This window comes from Roseateles sp. GW821-FHT02E12, from assembly GCF_059421665.1.
Genome location: NZ_JBWKVK010000002.1, coordinates 458,300 through 474,294, shown reverse-complemented (window position 1 = coordinate 474,294; position 15,995 = coordinate 458,300). Strand labels below are relative to the sequence as shown.

Annotated in this window: 13 protein-coding genes; 8 read left to right on the top strand and 5 right to left on the bottom strand. The window is 69.2% G+C overall.

Annotated elements, in window-relative coordinates; all coding sequences use genetic code 11:
* Nucleotides 1-57: 57 nt before the first annotated feature.
* Genes AC07V5_RS12930 through AC07V5_RS12910 form a run of 5 tightly spaced genes read left to right on the top strand, consistent with a single transcriptional unit; the run spans nt 58 to nt 5,342 of the window.
* Nucleotides 58-912, top strand: coding sequence for an AAA family ATPase (locus AC07V5_RS12930; RefSeq protein WP_495116081.1), 855 nt, complete (start codon nt 58-60; stop codon nt 910-912).
* Nucleotides 912-1,139: a hypothetical protein gene (locus AC07V5_RS12925; protein WP_495116080.1), complete on the top strand. Its 228-nt coding sequence runs from the start codon at nt 912-914 to the stop codon at nt 1,137-1,139. The genes AC07V5_RS12930 and AC07V5_RS12925 overlap by 1 nt, the downstream gene beginning before the upstream one ends.
* Entirely contained in the window at nt 1,136-1,732 is a 597-nt protein-coding gene (locus tag AC07V5_RS12920; protein WP_495116079.1) for a GNAT family N-acetyltransferase, read from the top strand. The genes AC07V5_RS12925 and AC07V5_RS12920 overlap by 4 nt, the downstream gene beginning before the upstream one ends.
* A complete protein-coding gene (locus AC07V5_RS12915; RefSeq protein ID WP_495116078.1) occupies nt 1,729-3,726 on the top strand; it encodes a S9 family peptidase in 1,998 nt (665 codons plus the stop codon). The genes AC07V5_RS12920 and AC07V5_RS12915 overlap by 4 nt, the downstream gene beginning before the upstream one ends.
* The gene (locus tag AC07V5_RS12910) at nt 3,723-5,342 is read left to right on the top strand and encodes a M28 family metallopeptidase (RefSeq protein ID WP_495116077.1); all 1,620 of its coding nucleotides are present in this window, start codon (nt 3,723-3,725) and stop codon (nt 5,340-5,342) included. Before AC07V5_RS12915 ends, AC07V5_RS12910 begins: the two co-directional genes overlap by 4 nt.
* On the opposite strand, the gene AC07V5_RS12905 is transcribed toward AC07V5_RS12910, so the two are convergent.
* The 4 genes from AC07V5_RS12905 to AC07V5_RS12890 are packed head-to-tail and all read right to left on the bottom strand — an operon-like array spanning nt 5,330 to nt 12,183.
* Nucleotides 5,330-6,619 (bottom strand): response regulator, encoded by a 1,290-nt coding sequence (locus AC07V5_RS12905; RefSeq protein WP_495116076.1) that lies wholly within the window; start codon nt 6,617-6,619, stop codon nt 5,330-5,332. The genes AC07V5_RS12910 and AC07V5_RS12905 overlap by 13 nt on opposite strands.
* The gene (locus AC07V5_RS12900) at nt 6,616-6,951 is read right to left on the bottom strand and encodes an Hpt domain-containing protein (RefSeq protein WP_495116075.1); all 336 of its coding nucleotides are present in this window, start codon (nt 6,949-6,951) and stop codon (nt 6,616-6,618) included. The genes AC07V5_RS12905 and AC07V5_RS12900 overlap by 4 nt, the downstream gene beginning before the upstream one ends.
* On the bottom strand, nt 6,948-9,200 hold the full coding sequence (locus AC07V5_RS12895; protein ID WP_495116074.1) for a hybrid sensor histidine kinase/response regulator: 2,253 nt from the start codon (nt 9,198-9,200) through the stop codon (nt 6,948-6,950). The genes AC07V5_RS12900 and AC07V5_RS12895 overlap by 4 nt, the downstream gene beginning before the upstream one ends.
* Before the next feature lies 1 nt (nt 9,201).
* On the bottom strand, nt 9,202-12,183 hold the full coding sequence (locus AC07V5_RS12890) for an ATP-binding protein (protein WP_495116073.1): 2,982 nt from the start codon (nt 12,181-12,183) through the stop codon (nt 9,202-9,204).
* 344 nt (nt 12,184-12,527) lie between these two features.
* Between AC07V5_RS12890 and AC07V5_RS12885 the strand changes: the two genes are divergently transcribed.
* From AC07V5_RS12885 to AC07V5_RS12875, 3 genes are all read left to right on the top strand, one after another.
* Nucleotides 12,528-13,286 (top strand): PEP-CTERM sorting domain-containing protein, encoded by a 759-nt coding sequence (locus tag AC07V5_RS12885; protein ID WP_495116072.1) that lies wholly within the window; start codon nt 12,528-12,530, stop codon nt 13,284-13,286.
* 76 nt (nt 13,287-13,362) lie between these two features.
* Nucleotides 13,363-14,118 (top strand): hypothetical protein, encoded by a 756-nt coding sequence (locus tag AC07V5_RS12880; protein WP_495116071.1) that lies wholly within the window; start codon nt 13,363-13,365, stop codon nt 14,116-14,118.
* Between the two features lie 35 nt (nt 14,119-14,153).
* Complete coding sequence (locus AC07V5_RS12875) at nt 14,154-14,612, top strand: tail fiber domain-containing protein (RefSeq protein WP_495116070.1); 459 nt, start codon at nt 14,154-14,156, stop codon at nt 14,610-14,612.
* Nucleotides 14,613-14,631: 19 nt separating this feature from the next.
* On the opposite strand, the gene AC07V5_RS12870 is transcribed toward AC07V5_RS12875, so the two are convergent.
* Nucleotides 14,632-15,927, bottom strand: a complete 1,296-nt coding sequence (locus AC07V5_RS12870) for a sensor domain-containing phosphodiesterase (RefSeq protein WP_495116069.1) — start codon at nt 15,925-15,927, stop codon at nt 14,632-14,634.
* Between the last annotated feature and the right edge of the window lie 68 nt (nt 15,928-15,995).

The following is a 15,995-nucleotide window of genomic DNA, read 5'->3' as shown; positions in this document are numbered from 1 at the left end:
AGGCCTCCTATACTGGTCCGGCCCCCCTTCAGTTCGGGTTTTGCCCCGGTTTCCCCCATGAAATTTCAAGGTTCCGACCAGTACGTCGCCACGGCCGACCTGATGCTCGCTGTGAACGCCGCTGCCACGCTGCAGCGGCCGCTGCTCATCAAGGGCGAGCCCGGCACCGGCAAGACCATGCTGGCCGAGGAAGTCGCCGGTGCTCTGGGCATGCCGCTGCTGCAGTGGCATATCAAGAGCACGACCAAGGCACAGCAAGGCCTGTACGAGTACGACGCCGTCAGCCGGCTGCGCGACAGCCAGCTGGCCGGCATCGAGGGCAGCGAGCGCGTTCGCAACATCGAGAACTACATCGTCAAGGGCGTGCTGTGGCAAGCCTTCGAGGCCGACCACCCGGTCGTGCTGCTCATCGACGAGATCGACAAGGCCGACATCGAGTTCCCGAACGACCTGCTGCGCGAGATCGACCGCATGGAGTTCTATGTCTACGAGACGCGGCAGCTCATCAAGGCCAAGCACCGGCCTCTCGTCTTCATCACCTCCAACAACGAGAAGGAGCTGCCGGACGCCTTCCTGCGCCGCTGCTTCTTCCACTACATCAAGTTCCCCGATGCCGAGACGATGAAGAAGATCGTCGACGTGCACTTCCCGACGCTCAAAAAAGACCTGCTGGCCGCCGCGCTGAAGAACTTCTACGACGTGCGCAACCTGCCGGGCCTGAAGAAAAAGCCCAGCACCTCGGAGCTGATCGACTGGCTCAAGCTGCTGCTGGCCGAGGACGTGCCGGTGGACGCGCTGCAGGCCAAGGACGAGAAGGTCAGCATCCCGCCGCTGGTGGGCGCGCTGTTGAAAAACGAGCAGGACCTGACCCTGTTCGAGAAGCTCGTGTTCATGCAGCGCAATAACCGCTGATGGCACAACAGGACTTCGACCGCGCGATGCGCGAAGGGCTGGCGGATGCCGTCGGCTTCGTTGGCGGGGCCCTGGCCGGCTGGTGGCTGGGCCGTCAGTTCGGCATCGACTTCATCGCCAGCCCGGACTGGAACGCACAGCAGATCGTCGGCCTGGTGCTCATCGTCGCCGGTTGCGGCGGCGGCCGCTGGCTGGCGCGGCGCTTGATCCTGAAGGACAAGCCATGAAGCCGGTGGTGCCCACCACTCTCGCGGCCGGCCCCATCCGCCTCGTGCCGCTGACGCCGGAACACGTGCCGGGCCTGCAGGCTGCGGCCGCGGACGGCGAGCTGTGGAATCTGCGCTTCACCAGCGTGCCCGCGCCCGACGAGACCGTCACCTACGTCGAGACAGCGCTCGCCGGCCAGGCCGCCGGCCACCGCCTGCCCTTCGCCGTACTGGACGCCGCCACGGGCGAGGTGCTCGGCTCGACCAGCTATCACGACATCGTGCCCGCCGTGGAGCGCGTCGAGATCGGCTACACCTGGTACGCCCAGCGCGTGCAGCGCAGCGCCGTCAACACGACGGCCAAGCTGCTGCTGCTGACCCATGCCTTCGAGACGCTGGGCGCCCGCCTCGTGGGCTGGCGTACCGACAACTTCAACCACGCCTCGCAGCGCGCCATCGAGCGCCTGGGCGCCAAGCGCGACGGCGTGATCCGCCACCACGCGCTGCGCCGCGACGGCACGGTGCGCGACACCGTGATGTACAGCCTGACCGCGGGCGAATGGCCCGAGGTCAAGGCCCATCTGAACTGGCAACTGACTCGACAGAGAACATGAACAAGAAAACCAAGGCCGTCGACGCAACCTTCAACGTTGAAGCACTCTGGGCCTTGGATCGCATCGGCGAACCCAGCCTCAGCCCCGATGGCGCCCAGGCCGTGGCCGGCGTCACCCGCCACTCGATGCAGACCAACCGCGCGCAGAGCAGCCTGTGGCTGTTCTCGACGCTGGGCGGCGAGCCGCGCCGCCTGACCGAGGCCGGCGAGAAGGACGGCAACCCGCAGTGGAGCCCCCGCGGCGACCTGATCGCCTTCACGGCCAAGCGCGAGCAGGCCGGCCAGCGCGACGAAGAAACGCAGCTCTACGTCATCGCGCCTGACGGCGGCGAGGCGCGCCGCGTCGGCCACGTGCCCACGGGCGTGGAGTCCTTCAAGTGGTTCCCCGATGGCCGGCGCATCGCCTTCGTGGCCTGGGTCTGGCCCGACCGCAAGGCCGCCGCCCAAGGCCAGACGCTGCACGACTTCAAGGCCCGCAAGGAAAGCGCCTACGTCACCGACGAGGCGCTGTACCGCTTCTGGGACCACCACATCCCGATGGGCCGGGTGCCGCATCTGCATGTGATGGACGTCGAGACCGGCCGGGCGCAGGACCTGTTCGAAGGCACGGCGTGGGAGCTGAGCCGCGCCGAGCCGGATGCGAACTGCTTCGACATCTCACCCGACAGCAAGCGCATCGCCTTCGCCTTCGACCCGGCGGCCGAGAAGAAGCTGGACGCGCGCTTTGCGCTGGCCGAGATCGACGTGAAGACCCGCCGCGGGCTGACCCTGCTGCAGGACGGCGACTGGGACTTCGCCGCGCCGCGCTACAGCCATGGCGGCGCCCATCTCGCCTTCCAGGCCAGCCACCAGGCCCTCGGCCACAACCGGCCCAACCAGCTCGCCGTGCTGGACCAGCAGGGCCGCTGGGCCGTCTTCAGCGAGGACTGGGATCACGACGTCAGCGCGCCACTGCGCTGGGCCGCCGACGACCAGAGCGTGCTGTTCGCCGCCGAGGAACGCGGCCGCCGGCACCTGTGGCAGTTCGCGCTCGGCGAACGCCTGGCCGAGCCCATCTTCGAGGGCGGCCACGTCGGCAGTTTTGCGCTGGCAGCGGACTGCGTCGTCATCAACCACGACGGCGTGCAGTTCCCGCCGCGCCTGTCCGCGCTCGCAGAGGACGGCCTGCGTCGCATGGAGGCCCTCAACGACGAGCGCCTCGCAGCTCACACCTTCGGCCGCCACGAGGAAGTGACGATCAAGGGCGCACGCGGCGACGACGTGCAGATGTGGCTCATCTACCCGCCCGCCTTCGACCCGAAGAAGAAGTGGCCCGTCATGCACGTCATCCACGGCGGCCCGCACACCGCCTTCGGCGACAGCTGGCATTGGCGCTGGAACCACCAGGCCTTCGCGGCGCAAGGCTACGTGGTGGCCTGCGTGAACTACCACGGCTCGTCAAGCTTCGGCCACGAGTTCCTGGACAGCATCACCGGCCATTGGGGCGAGTACGAGTTGCAGGACGTCGAGGCCGGCACCGACTGGCTGCTGCAAAAACGCTGGGTGGACAAGAAGCGCATCGCCGCCACCGGCGGCAGCTACGGCGGCTTCATGGTGGCGTGGATGAACGGCCACGTGCCTGCCGGCCGCTACCAGGCCTATGTCTGCCACGCCGGCTGCTACGACTGGCAGGCCATGTACGCCGACGACGCCTACAGCTGGCACCGCAAGGAGCTGGGCGCCGCCTACTGGGACGACCCGGCCCGCGTCGCCGCGCAAAGCCCGCATGCGTATGCCAAGCACTTCAAGACGCCCACCCTCGTCATCCACGGCGCAATGGACTACCGAGTGCCCGATGCCCAGGGCCTGGCCTACTACAACACGCTGAAGAGCCTGGACGTGCCGTCACGCCTGGTGTGGTTCCCGGACGAGAACCACTGGGTGCTCAAGCCCCGCAACAGCCGGCTCTGGTACGGCGAGTTCTTCGCTTGGCTGGACAAGCACCTGGCGCGATGAGGCGGCGCGGCCTGCTGGACGCCGCGCTCGCGGCGATGGCGGCAAGCGCCCTGCCCGCCTCGGCCCGCGGCCTGCCTCCGCAAGCCGACCTGCAACGCCTGCAGGCGCACCTGCGCTTCCTGGCCGACCCGCTGCTGGAAGGCCGCGAGGCCGGCACGCGCGGCTTCGACCTTGCCGCGAACTACGTGGCGGCCCAGTTCGCCCAGCTCGGCCTCCAGCGCTTCGGCGATGCCGGCAGCTACGCCCAGGCCGTGCCGCTCAAGACCGCGCGCCTGGACCTGAGCACGCCGCCAACACTGGAACTCTGCCGCGGCGGCGCCTGCGAGCGCCTCACCTGGCTCGACGAATTCATGACCGGGCCCGACATGGCCCTGGCTCATGCCGAACTCAGCGCGCCGCTGGTCTTCGTGGGCTACGGCATCTCGGCGCCGGCCTTCGGCCTGGACGACTACGCCGGCCTGGACGTGAAGGGCAAGATCGTCGTCGTGCTGGCCGGTCGCCCGCCGCGCCTGCCCACCGAAGAAGGCGCCCACTTCAGCAGCGGCCGCACCAAGGCCGAACAGGCGGTACGGCAGGGCGCCATCGGCATGCTCCGGCTGGCCACGCCACGCAGCGAGATCGCGGCGCCCTTCCACGCCGGCCGCCAGTACGTCGACAGCCTGGACATGGACTGGCTGACACCCGACGGCCGCGGTGGCAGCGACGTCGCTGGCTTTCAAGGCCGCGCCAACCTCAGCCTGCAGGTGGCGCCGCGCCTGCTGGCCGGCATCACGCACGACTACGCTCAATTGGTGGCCGACGCCGAAGCCGGCCGCCCCTTGCCGCGCGGTGATCTGGGCCTGAGCGCCCGCCTCGTGCGCGAAAGCATCCACGGCCAGGCGCGCAGCCACAACCTCATCGGGCGCATCGAAGGCAGCCACCCGAAGCTCAAGCGCGAGCATCTCCTGCTGACCGCCCACCTGGACCATCTTGGCCACAAAGGCGACGTCGTCTACCCCGGCGCCATGGACAACGCGATGGGCGTGGCCATGCTGCTGGAGACGGCACGCCTGCTGGTTGAAAGCCGGCCGCAGCGCTCCATCCTCGTCGCCGCGCTGACGGCCGAGGAGAAGGGCGAACTCGGCTCGTCCTACCTCGCCAGCCACCCACCCGTGCCGGCCGAGGCGCTGGTGGCGGCCGTCAACATCGACATGCCCATCCTGCTGCACGACTTCCGGGACGTCGTCGCCCTGGGAGCCCAGCATTCGACGCTGGGCGCTGCCGTCGAGCGCGCCGCGCGCCGCCTGGGCCTGGCGACGGCACCCGACCCCGTGCCCGAGCAGAGCCGCTTCACGCGCTCCGACCAGTACAGCTTCGTGCGCCGCGGCATCCCGGCCGTCATCCTCGGCCCGGGCGGTGCGTCCTTCAATGCGAAGGAAGACGGCAACGCGCTGATGCGCGACTTCCGCCGCCAGCGCTACCACCAGCCCGGTGACGACCTGAGCCAGCCTTTCAATTGGCAAGCCGCACAACGCTTCGCCCAATTGCAGTGGGAACTCATGCAGGAGATTGCCCGCCAGCCGAGCCGGCCGCGCTGGTTGCCCGGCGACTTCTTCGGCGAGCTCTACGGCCGGTAGGCCACGCCGTCGTGGCCTTGCGGCACGGCCACGGTGGGCATGTCGGCGGACAACCCGGCCCGCATGGGGGCATCCACCAGCAGCCCATGGCCGCCACGCTGGCAGGCCATGGCCAACTGCTCCGCTCGCAGCACCGGGGCGCCCAGGCAGGCATAGGCCGCCCGTTCAGCGGTGGAGACGGTCGCCACCACGACCTCGCCCCGCGCGATGCCAACGCCAACGGCCACCGGCACCTCGCCGGCGGCCCGGCGCTCCTCGTTGAAGCTGGCCGTCAACTCGGCCATGTCCCGCGCCGCCGCCACGGCCGCCTGCGGCTCGCCGAACAAGGCCGTCAGGCCGTCGCCCCGGAACTGCGCCACCTCGCCGCCGCGCCCGGCAATGGCATCCAGCATCAGCGTGCTCCAGTTGTTCAACAGCTCCAGCGTCTCCGAGGGCGCTTGAGCCAGCCTGTCGGTCGTGTTCAGGCCCACCACCAGCACACAGGCCTCGGCCAGACGGCTGGCCTGGGTCGGGCCGCTGGGCATGAGCCGGCGCAGGGCCTGGCTTTGCTGGTCGCGTTGCTGCTTGCGCACGAGGCTTGATTCGACTCGCGCCTTGAGCAGCCAGGGATCGACCGGCTTGTGCAGGAAATCGTCGGCGCCGAGCTCGATGCAGCGCGCCACCGGCGCCACACCGCCCAACGCACTCGTCACGATGACGGCCACCTCGCGCAGCGCCGCATCGGTGGCGCGCGCCTGCAGCAGGCCGAAGCCGTCCAGCTCGGGCATGGCCAGGTCCAGCAGCAGCAGCTCGAAGGGCTGGCTCTTCAACAGGTCCAGCGCCTGGCGGCCGTTCTCGGCGCTGCTGACGCGGTGGCCCATCAGCTCCAGCGAACGGCACAGCAGCAGGCGGTTGACCTTGTTGTCGTCGGCCACCAGCACGCGCGCCGATGCCAGCGCCGTGCCGGCCAAGGGCGGCGGCGCGGCCGGGGTCGGGCCATCGGCGGCACCCGGCGTCAGCGTGAAGCGATAGCCGATGCCGGCCACCGTCGCGATGGCCCGCGCGCCCAGCACGCGGCGCAGGCCCGAGATCTGCACCTGCAGGTTGTTCTCCTCCACCACCAGGCCGGGCCAGACCTCGTCCAGCAACTCGTCCTTGCCGACGACGCGGTCGCGCTTGGCCACCAGCGCCTTCAGCAGATCGAAGCCGCGGCTGCCCAGCGCGACAGGCTCGCCACCCACCAAAAGCAGGCGCTCGGCCAGCCTGAGTTCGATGTGACCAAAGATCAGCGCGCTCATTGCCGTGCCAGGGTGCGCAAGGCCGTCAAGGTGGCATCCAGCTCGGCAGCCAGCGCGTCGATATCGGGCTCGGCCGTCGCCAGCCCCTGCCACTCGATGCGGCGCGCCATCTCGGCCAGCCGCGTCGCGCCGAAGGCAATGCCGTTGCTCTTCAAGGTGTGGGCCGCGGTCTCGAATTTCTCGCCGTCGGCAGCCCCCATCGCCGCGCGCAGCTCGGCCAGCAAGCCTGGTGCCTCCTCGGCAAAGGCCTCGACGAGGGTGACGACGAAGTCCGCCCCCGCATTGGCCTGCAGGGCCTCGAAAGTGCGGGGGTCGATGCGGGGCAGCTTCATGATTCACGCGCTCGGGTATCGGCCAGCACGCCCACCAGGGCCTCGACGCGCAGTGGCTTGCTCAGGTGCTCGTCCATGCCAGCGGCCAGGCATTGCGGGCGGTCGCCGTTGAGCGCATTGGCGGTCATGGCGACGATACGCGGTCGTTGCCCCGACGGCCAGCGCGCGACGATCTCGCGGGTGGCCTGCAGGCCGTCCATCTCAGGCATGCGCACGTCCATCAGCAGCATGTCGTAGGGCTGGCGGGCCACGCTGTCGACCGCCTCGCGGCCGTTGCTGGCGATGTCGGCGCGGTAGCCCATCTGCTGCAGCAGCCTCAAGGCAAGCTTCTGGTTCACACCGTTGTCCTCGGCCAGCAGGATGCGCAGGGGGTGGCGCTCAGCCATGCGGGGATCCAGCTCCAGCATGGCGTCGCCCGGGCGCGAGGGCAGCAGGGCCAGCGCGCTGGCCGGCGCCACGATCTCGAAATGGAAGCGGCAGCCCCTGCCCGGCCCAGCACTCTCCACGCCCATGCTGCCGCCCATCAGCTCGGCCAGTTGCTTGCTGATGGCCAGCCCCAGGCCCGTGCCGCCGTAGCGGCTGGCAATGCTGTTGTCGGCCTGGCTGAAGCGCTGGAAAAGCCTCGCCTTGCCGTCCTCGCTCAAGCCGATGCCGGTGTCGATCACCTCGAAAGCCAGCCGATCCTGCGCCGGCCGGGACACGCGCAGCGTCACGCCGCCGCGCTCGGTGAACTTGACAGCGTTGCTGAGCAGGTTCAGCAGGATCTGCCGCAGATGGGCCGCGTCGCCCACCACGGCAGCCGGCACCTCGGCCGTCACTTCGCAGCCCAGCTTCAAGCCCTTGGACTGCGCCAGCGGGTTGACCAGATCAAGCGCCCCGCGCAGGCACTCGCGCAGCTCGAAGGGCTGGGTCTCCATCTCCATACGGCCGGCTTCGATCTTGGAGAAGTCGAGCACGTCGTTGATGAGGCTCAGCAGCACCTCGCCGGATTGCCGGATGGTCTGGGCGTGGTCGCGTTGGTCGTCATCCAGAGGCGAGCTGAGCAGCAGGCCGCTCATGCCGATGACCGCGTTCATCGGGGTGCGCAGCTCGTGGCTCATCGTCGCCAGGAATGCGCTCTTGGCGGCATTGGCGGACTCGGCCTGCACGCGCGCCGCTTCGGCCTCGGTGCGGGCCACCCGGGCCTCGTCGAACAGGCTGGCATTGCGCATGGCCACGCTGGCGGCCAGCGAGAGGCTGACGAGGAAACCCAGCTCATGGGCCGTGAACCCCGTGCCGCCGTTGCGCCACACCACCATCGCGCCCAGCACCTCCTCGCCCGCGCGCAGCGGCGCCACCATCAGGCGCTCCTCGCCGCTCACCTCGGTGCCCACGATCCGCACGGCACGCGGGTCGCTGCCGGCGTTGTTGACCCGCTCGGCCTGGCCGCTCTCGATGATGCTGCCGACGATGCCCACGCCCAGCCGCACCTCGGCGTCCAGCAACTGCGGAGCCATGGGGCCGTCGGCCACGATGGCGCGGTAGCCCTGATCATTGGCGGGCACGAAAACGGCACTGCTGTCGGCCGCCAGCAGCTCGCGCGCATGCTGGGCGATGCGCTGCATCACCTGGCTGATGTCCAGCATGGCCGAGATCTCCCGGCCGACTTCGGCCAGGGCGGCACTCTCGCGGGCCTGGCGCTGGTTGTCGGCGAACAGGCGGGCGTTCTCAAGCGCCGCACTCATGACGCCGCCCACCGCCTGCAGCAGGCGCACATCCTCCGGCCCGAAGGCGAACTCGCGCTCGAAGCTCTCCACGGTCATGGCGCCTACCGAGCGATCACCGATCCTCAGATAGACCGTCAGCTGCGAGGGCGCCCGGTCCGTGCCCGGCGCGGCGTTGATGCCCACGGCCGCCTGCTCCGCGAAGTTGTTGAGGTTCAGCGGCTCACGCCGGGCCATGATGCGATCCCATCGTTCGCCCGGACCGATGTGCCAGAACGGTATGTCCATCTGACGGCCATGCTCGATGGCGAAGAGGTAGTGCTGGCCAAAGGCTTCGTGATCGAACCAGCGGATGCTCATGTTCTCGGTCTGCAAGACCTCGCACAGCCTGGCACCCACCTCGGTGACGATGGCCTTCATCTCCCGGCCCGCGGCCACCCCTTGCTGAATGCCGCTGATCACGGCCAGCTCCGCCTCCCGCTGGGCCAGCGCCCGGCGCAGGCTCTCGACTTCATCCACGGCGGCGGCCCAGCGCTCCGGCTTCATCTCAGATTCCTCCACCAGCGTCCACAACCGCGCTCTGCTGCAAGGCCCGCACCAGGGGCTCCACGCGGATGGGCTTGGTCAGGTAGTCATCCATACCGGCGGCTAGGCACTGCGGCCGGTCCCCATGCAGGGCGTTGGCGGTCATGGCCACGATGCGCGGGCGCTGCCCAGGCGGCCAGCGCGAGACGATTTCCCGGGTGGCCTCCAGCCCGTCCATTTCAGGCATGCGCACGTCCATCAGCAACAGGTCGTAGGGCTGGCGCGCCACGCTGTCCACTGCCTCGCGACCGTTGCTGGCCAGGTCGGCCCGGTAGCCCATCTGCTCCAGCAGGCGCAGCGCCAGCTTCTGGTTCACGCCGTTGTCCTCGGCCAGCAGGATGCGCAGCGGGTGGCGTGCGGCCATCTGCGGGTCCAGCTCGGTCGGGGCGGAAGACGCACGCTGCGGCAGCAGATCCAGCGCGGCGGGCGGCGCCTGGATGTCGAACCGGAAGCAGCTGCCCTGCCCCGGCCCGGCGCTCTCCACGCTCATCGTGCCGCCCATCAGCTCGGCCAGCTGCTTGCTGATGGCCAGCCCCAGGCCCGTGCCGCCGTAGCGGCTGGCAATGCTGCTGTCGGCCTGGCTGAAGCGCTGGAACAGCCTGGACTTGCCCTCCTCGCTCAGGCCAATGCCGGTGTCGCGCACCTCGAAGGCGAGCCGACCATCGGCCGGCATGGACACCTTCAGCGCCACCTCACCACGCTCGGTGAACTTGACCGCATTGCCGAGCAGGTTGAGCAGGATCTGGCGCAGGTGAGCCGCGTCGCCCACGACGGCGGCCGGCACCTCGGCGTCGAAGTGGCAGCTGAGCTGCAGGCCCTTCTGCGCCGCGCGCAGGCCCACCAGGTCCAGCGCGAGCCGCACGCACTCGCGCAGGTCGAAGGGCTGGTTCTCCAGCTCCAGCCGGCCGGCCTCGATCTTGGAGAAGTCCAGCACGTCGTTGATGATGGTCAGCAGCGCCTCGGCCGAGTCGCGGATGGTCTGGGCATGGTCGCGCTGGTCCTCGGTCAGCGGCGAGTTCAGCAGCAGGCCGCTCATGCCGATGACGCCGTTCATCGGCGTGCGGATCTCGTGGCTGACCGTGGCCAGGAAGGCGCTCTTGGCCGCGTTGGCGGACTGCGCCGCCTCGCGCGCCGCCAGTTCGGCCGCGAGCTTCTGTTCCAGCAGTTGCGCCTGCGTGCGGGCGGCGTCGGCCTGCAGGTCCTCCTGCATCATGTCCGTCGCGCGGGCCAGGGCGCGCACCTCGTCGGGCCGGTAGGGCGCGGCGTCGGGCCGGGTGTGCAGCAGCACAAAGCCGGTCAGTTCGTCGCGGTGCTTGATCGGCACAGCCAGGCCATCGACGCCCGCGCGTGCAGCCACGGTGGCGGGCAGTCGCTGGGCCTGGATGCTGCGCAGGTCGGCCGCGCTCAGGGCCAGGGGCTCGGGCACATCGGTGGTGGTGCAGGCCAGTCGGGTGCAGACCTGTGCGTTGCCGGTGGGCTGGACCTGGTAGACCGTGGCCCGGGCACCGCCGGCAAAGCGGCTGATGGCGCGCAGGTAATGGCTCATCAGCGCCTGCTGGCCCTGCACGCCGACGGCGGCGGTGGCGGCGGACCAGAGCGACTCCTCCTTGGCCAGCCAGTTGCGGTAGAACAGGCGCTGCACGACGTTGTCGGCCATGCCCCGCAGTCGCGGCACCGCGCCGGAGAACAGCAGGGCCAGAGGCACGGTGACGCCGGCCGCCACGCGCGGGTCGGTCATCACGGGCAGGTGCGCGCCCAGGTGGTGCAGCAGGGCCACGCCGAGCAGCAGCACGGCCAGCACCAGGCCCCAGACCAGGGCACGGTTGATGGCGAAGCCGAAGCCCAGAACGCGGTAGCGCAGGACGGCGTAGACAAGAAAGGCCATCGCAATGATGTCCAGACTTACATTGGCGGCGCGCAGGAGGTACTCGCGCTCAAGATTGCGGCCCGGCAGCGAGCCGACGAAGAAGAAGATGATGTTGCTCAGCAAGAGCAAGCCGACGCCGAGGCCAACCCAGCCGGCGCGGTACTTGGCCAAACCCGTCGCACGCCACCACCCGCGCCACAAAAAGACGACAGCGAAGAAGACGAGGACATTGGTCGCGTGTTGCTTCGATGTGTCGAAGAACAGTTTGTACGACGCGTCGAGCGGCAACCAGCGCAGCAGGTGGAGTGCCTCCAGCAGAGGAAAGATCAGGCAGACACCCACCAGTGTGATGAGGGTCCAACGCTGCCAGGGGCGCGTGAGCTGGCTTGAACCGTCGGGAAAGGTCAGTGCAAAGTAGAGATAGCAGGCCGTGCACGCGAAAGGCAGCAGGTTGAAACCGAGAAACCTCAGTTCCGCCAGCAGCGGCACCCCCGGCAGCGAGTAGGCCAGGCTCCCAACGCTGTAGCCCGCCAGGGCCAGGGACAGTGCACGTACCGGCTGGCTGTCGGCGCGGCGCCAGGCCAGGATGGCCGCAACGATCAACGCCATCATGCTGTCGATCCAATCGGCGATCAGCGACCAGGCAACGAGTGGCGTGATCCGGCCGGGGTTCGGCACGGTGCGCACGATCAGATGGCGAGTCTGCCCCTGCGACTCGATGCTGACAGGGATGGATTCGCCGATGCCCAGAAATCGCCATCGGTCACTGGGCACATCGTAGGAAAGCCTGTCGCCCGGCTTCACGCCCGCGAGCGCCAGATCGGAGTCCGGATTCACGCTGGCGATGAGCCACGTCCAGTCCAAACCCTCGGCCGCCCCCTTGAGCTTGGCTCCGATGCCCCCGGCCGCCTCCGGCACCACGCTGCGCTCGATGTAGGCAAAGGCCCACAGCCGCAGCCCGCCGCACATCAGGCAGAACGCCAGCAGCAGCACCTGCCAGAAGCGGGTGTTGGAACCTTTGGGCGGCTGCGCGGCGCTTGCACCGCTGACTTCGGCTCCGGCCGTCAAACTGGTCATCGCTTCCTCCTGATCCGAGCGAAGTGCCGCTGGGCAGCATAGGCAGTCCCAACCGCCGCGCGAGGGCATCAACCCTGAGCGCCAGGGACCCTAGCGCCGCACGCCTGCACTCTGGCGGCCCCGCAGGGCCGGCGTCCTTAAACGGTATGAAGCCGTCCTGAAGCCTGCTGAAACCGCTCGGCCGCATCGCACTTTCAGGACGTTTCAGCCCAGCTTCAGGCGCCTTCAGGACAAACGACGCGGCGACGAAGACAGTGGCCACACGGCATCAAGACCTGGTTCAAGACGCCGCCACCCGTCAGCCAACGCTGCGGCTTCAACCACTGCCTCAAAGGAGGATCGTCATGTCCCAATCCCTCACCCGTCTGGCCTCGGCCGCCCTGCTCGCACTCGCCGTCAATGGCGCCCAGGCCCAGCAACTGCTCGACCCCGGCGCCCCCGTCGCCAGCTACAGCCAAAGCTATCTGTCGGCCGCGCTGGCGCAGTGGGAATACTCCTTCCCCGCCGCTACCAACCCGCTGCTGGACACCACGGGCGCCGCAACCGCGTCGGGTGACCAGGGCAAGTACTTCTTCCTGGCCGCTTCGGCCACCGATACCCCGGTGGTGCGCAACGTGACGGTGCGCAGCGATCAAACCCTGGTGTTCAGCCCCATCTCCATCGTCTACTGGGCCGACGCCGTGATGGACACCGAGGCCAAGATGCGCGCGGACGCGATCAAGGTGCTGGGCACCGTGAGCAACCTGACGGTGACCGTGGACGGCGCGGACGCGCTGCTGCCGGCCGGTGTGAGCTCGACGCAGGCCTTCCGCCAGTCCGGGCCGCTGTTCCCCTTCACCCTCGTGCAGGACAACATCACCGGCTACGCCCCCGGCGTGTTCCCGGGCCTCACCGAAGGCTTCACCTTCGCCATGGCACCCCTGGCCGCGGGCAACCACACGCTGCGCTTCACGGCGCTGATGAACTCCGACTACGGCTTCACGTTCGCGCAGGACATCACCTACAACATTTCCGCCGTGCCCGAGCCCAGCACCTGGGCCGCGATGACCCTGGGCCTGGTCGCCATCGCCGCGCTGCGCCGGCGCCGCAGCGAAGAGCGCTGAAGCCCCCTGATCCCGTACGGCGCGCAGCCGCGGCTGCCACCACTTCATCGATCCCTCATTCCGGAAGGAACCCATCATGTCCACCTCCCATCGCAAGGCCACGCTGCTGGCCCTGGCCATCCTGGGCAGCGCCCAGCTCGCCCTGGCCGACATGCCGCGCCACAACGGGTCTCGTGCCCGCACGGCGCAGGCCAGCGACGCGTTCTCGCAAAGCGCCAACCGTGCCGCCGATGGCGGCCGGGAGGCCTGGCAGGGCAAGTCCATCGCCGACCTGGTCATCGACCACCAGCGCTGGATGCTCTCCATCCCCATCGGCGTCAACTCGGCCAATCCGCAGGAGACCGGCGCCAACTGCGGCATCAACCAGCAAGGCCCGGTGTGGAACCTGGTCGGGCCGGGCGGGTCGCCCAACTTCACCATCAACTGCACGGTCCCGGCCGGCAAGGCCATCTTCATGCCGGCCCTGGGCTACTTCTATGAATTCCCCTGCCCCGAGCCCTACCCGCAGCTGCCGGCCGGCCAGAGCCTGGACGCCTTTCTGCGCCCGATGACGGCCGAGGCCATCGACGGCATCACCTTCGCGTCGATCACGCTGGACAACCGGCCCGTGCGCCTGCGCCGTGCCGCCACCGGCGTCTTCCCGTTCACCGCCGCCAAGGACTGGGTGAACTACGACGTCTGCATCACCGGCGCGCCGCAGGTGGCCCAGGTCGACGGCCTGTGGGCGCTGATCGACCCGCCCTCGGTGGGCAAGCACGTCATCGGCCTGAAGCTGACCCACCCCTGGTTCGGCACCATCGAAGGCACCTGGAACCTGACCGTCACGCGCTGACCCCGACCCCAGCCACTCCCCAACAAGGAATCGCCATGAACATCACCCAGATCTCACTGCAATGCGCGCTGGCACTTGGCCTGCTGACGACAGGCCTTGCGAGCAGCGCGCAGACCGCGGCCCGCAACCCTGGAAAGGATCAGGTGGCGGCCGCAAGCAAGGCGAGCGCCGCCGTCAAGACGCTGCGCAAGTCCCAGCACACGGCGCGGGGCAACCACGGCAATCCCGTCCGCGTGTCCTGGGTCTGGTGGTCGGACGAACGCCTGAAGCAGGACATCAGCCTGCTCGAACGCCTGCCGAGCGGCCTGGGCCTGTACGCCTATCGCTACGTCTGGAGCGACACCGTCTACGTGGGCGTGATGGCCCAGGAGGTCGCGGCCGTCATGCCCGAGGCGGTGGCGACGGCAGCCAACGGCTATCTGCAGGTGGACTACCAGCGCCTGGGGATGGAACTGGTGACCCTGCAGCAGTGGGTCGCTGCCCAGCGGCGCTGACCGCCCGCGGCCTGGGCGCTCAGGGCTCGGCGGCGTCGCTGCCGGCCCAGTCGATGTCGGCGCAGAGCACCTGCAGCCGGCCGACCACTCGCAGCGCGACGGACAGCGTGATGCACATGCGCGCACCGTGCAGGCTGAGGTAGGGCCGGGTCATCTGAACCACACCCGGCTCGTCCAGCGCGCGGCGGAAATAGGGCCGCCGTGCCCAGCGTGCGTCGCTGGCCAAGCCCAAGGGCTGGAAGCGCGGGTCCAGCGACAGCGGCTGCACGCCCGGCGGCAGCTGCGGCTGGGCCACATGGCGGCCCTGCTCGTCCAGCAGGAAGCAGACCTGCACGCCCGGCAGGGCCAGCAGGTCGGCACAGACCTCGGGCAGGCTGGCAGCCAGCAGCCGCTCCTGGGCCTGCTTCAGCGCCGCACGATAGGGCGCGATGCGCGCCGCGTACGAGCGGCGGCTGGATGCATGGCGCTCGTCCAGCAGCTCCCAGATTTCCTCGATCTCGTCCGACACGCCCTGCGGCCCCAGCATGCCCGGCACGGGGCGGCCGAAGACGAAGCCCTGCACCATGTCCACGTCCACATCGAGAGCCAGCAGCGCCTCGTCGCGCGTCTCCACGCCCTCCAGCAGCACCAGCGACCCGCACTCGTGCAGCAGCGACACCATCTGCGCCAGCACACGCGCGATGCGCGGCGACCCGCAGGCGCGACGCAGCAGGCTGCGGTCCAGCTTCACGATCTCGGGGTGGATGTGCCAGATGCGGTCGAAGTTCGAATGCCCCGCGCCGAAGTCGTCCAGCGCCAGCAGGCAGCCGGTCTCGCGCACGTTCGCAACGGCGCGCTCGAAGTCCGCCTCCTGGGCCATGACGTCCTCGGTCACCTCCAGCACGACACGGTGCATCGGCAGGCCCAGCGCCTGCATCGTGCGCACCGAAGACTCCAGCGCCTGCATCTGCTGGGCGCCGTGCACGAAGACGGCCGGATGAATATTGAGGAAGAGCCAGCCTTCGTCACCCGCCTGCTGCACGAAGTTGTGCACGTGCAGCAGCCGGCACAGCCGGTCGGCCGACCACTGCTGCTCGAAGCTGGCCAGTTGCTCGAAGAACTTCAGCGGCGAGACGGCATTGCCGTCCGCGTCCGACACGCGCAGCAAGGCCTCGTAGCCCACGGCGCGCCGGTGCGGGAAGCTGAACACCGGTTGGAAGTGGCTGTCCAGCAGCCAGTCGCCCTGCCGCGCCCGCCAGCGCCCGTCTTCCATCTCCAGCGACTCGACGAGCCGCAGCAGCATGGCGTCGGCACCCGGCGGTGCGACGGCTTTCAAGGTGGGTCCTGCGAGAGCGACATGCGACCCATGCTAGCCCTGCCGCTTGCAAAGTCGCGGGAATATCG

Excerpts from the sequence above, each read along its gene's own strand:
- AC07V5_RS12905 (WP_495116076.1), bottom strand. The coding sequence starts at position 6,619 with ATGAGCGCGCTGATCTTTGGTCACATCGAACTCAGGCTGGCCGAGCGC.
- AC07V5_RS12885 (WP_495116072.1), top strand. The coding sequence starts at position 12,528 with ATGTCCCAATCCCTCACCCGTCTGGCCTCGGCCGCCCTGCTCGCACTC.
- AC07V5_RS12900 (WP_495116075.1), bottom strand. The coding sequence starts at position 6,951 with ATGAAGCTGCCCCGCATCGACCCCCGCACTTTCGAGGCCCTGCAGGCC.
- AC07V5_RS12880 (WP_495116071.1), top strand. The coding sequence starts at position 13,363 with ATGTCCACCTCCCATCGCAAGGCCACGCTGCTGGCCCTGGCCATCCTG.
- AC07V5_RS12920 (WP_495116079.1), top strand. The coding sequence starts at position 1,136 with ATGAAGCCGGTGGTGCCCACCACTCTCGCGGCCGGCCCCATCCGCCTC.
- AC07V5_RS12910 (WP_495116077.1), top strand. The coding sequence starts at position 3,723 with ATGAGGCGGCGCGGCCTGCTGGACGCCGCGCTCGCGGCGATGGCGGCA.
- AC07V5_RS12875 (WP_495116070.1), top strand. The coding sequence starts at position 14,154 with ATGAACATCACCCAGATCTCACTGCAATGCGCGCTGGCACTTGGCCTG.
- AC07V5_RS12925 (WP_495116080.1), top strand. The coding sequence starts at position 912 with ATGGCACAACAGGACTTCGACCGCGCGATGCGCGAAGGGCTGGCGGAT.
- AC07V5_RS12895 (WP_495116074.1), bottom strand. The coding sequence starts at position 9,200 with ATGAAGCCGGAGCGCTGGGCCGCCGCCGTGGATGAAGTCGAGAGCCTG.
- AC07V5_RS12890 (WP_495116073.1), bottom strand. The coding sequence starts at position 12,183 with ATGACCAGTTTGACGGCCGGAGCCGAAGTCAGCGGTGCAAGCGCCGCG.
- AC07V5_RS12930 (WP_495116081.1), top strand. The coding sequence starts at position 58 with ATGAAATTTCAAGGTTCCGACCAGTACGTCGCCACGGCCGACCTGATG.
- AC07V5_RS12915 (WP_495116078.1), top strand. The coding sequence starts at position 1,729 with ATGAACAAGAAAACCAAGGCCGTCGACGCAACCTTCAACGTTGAAGCA.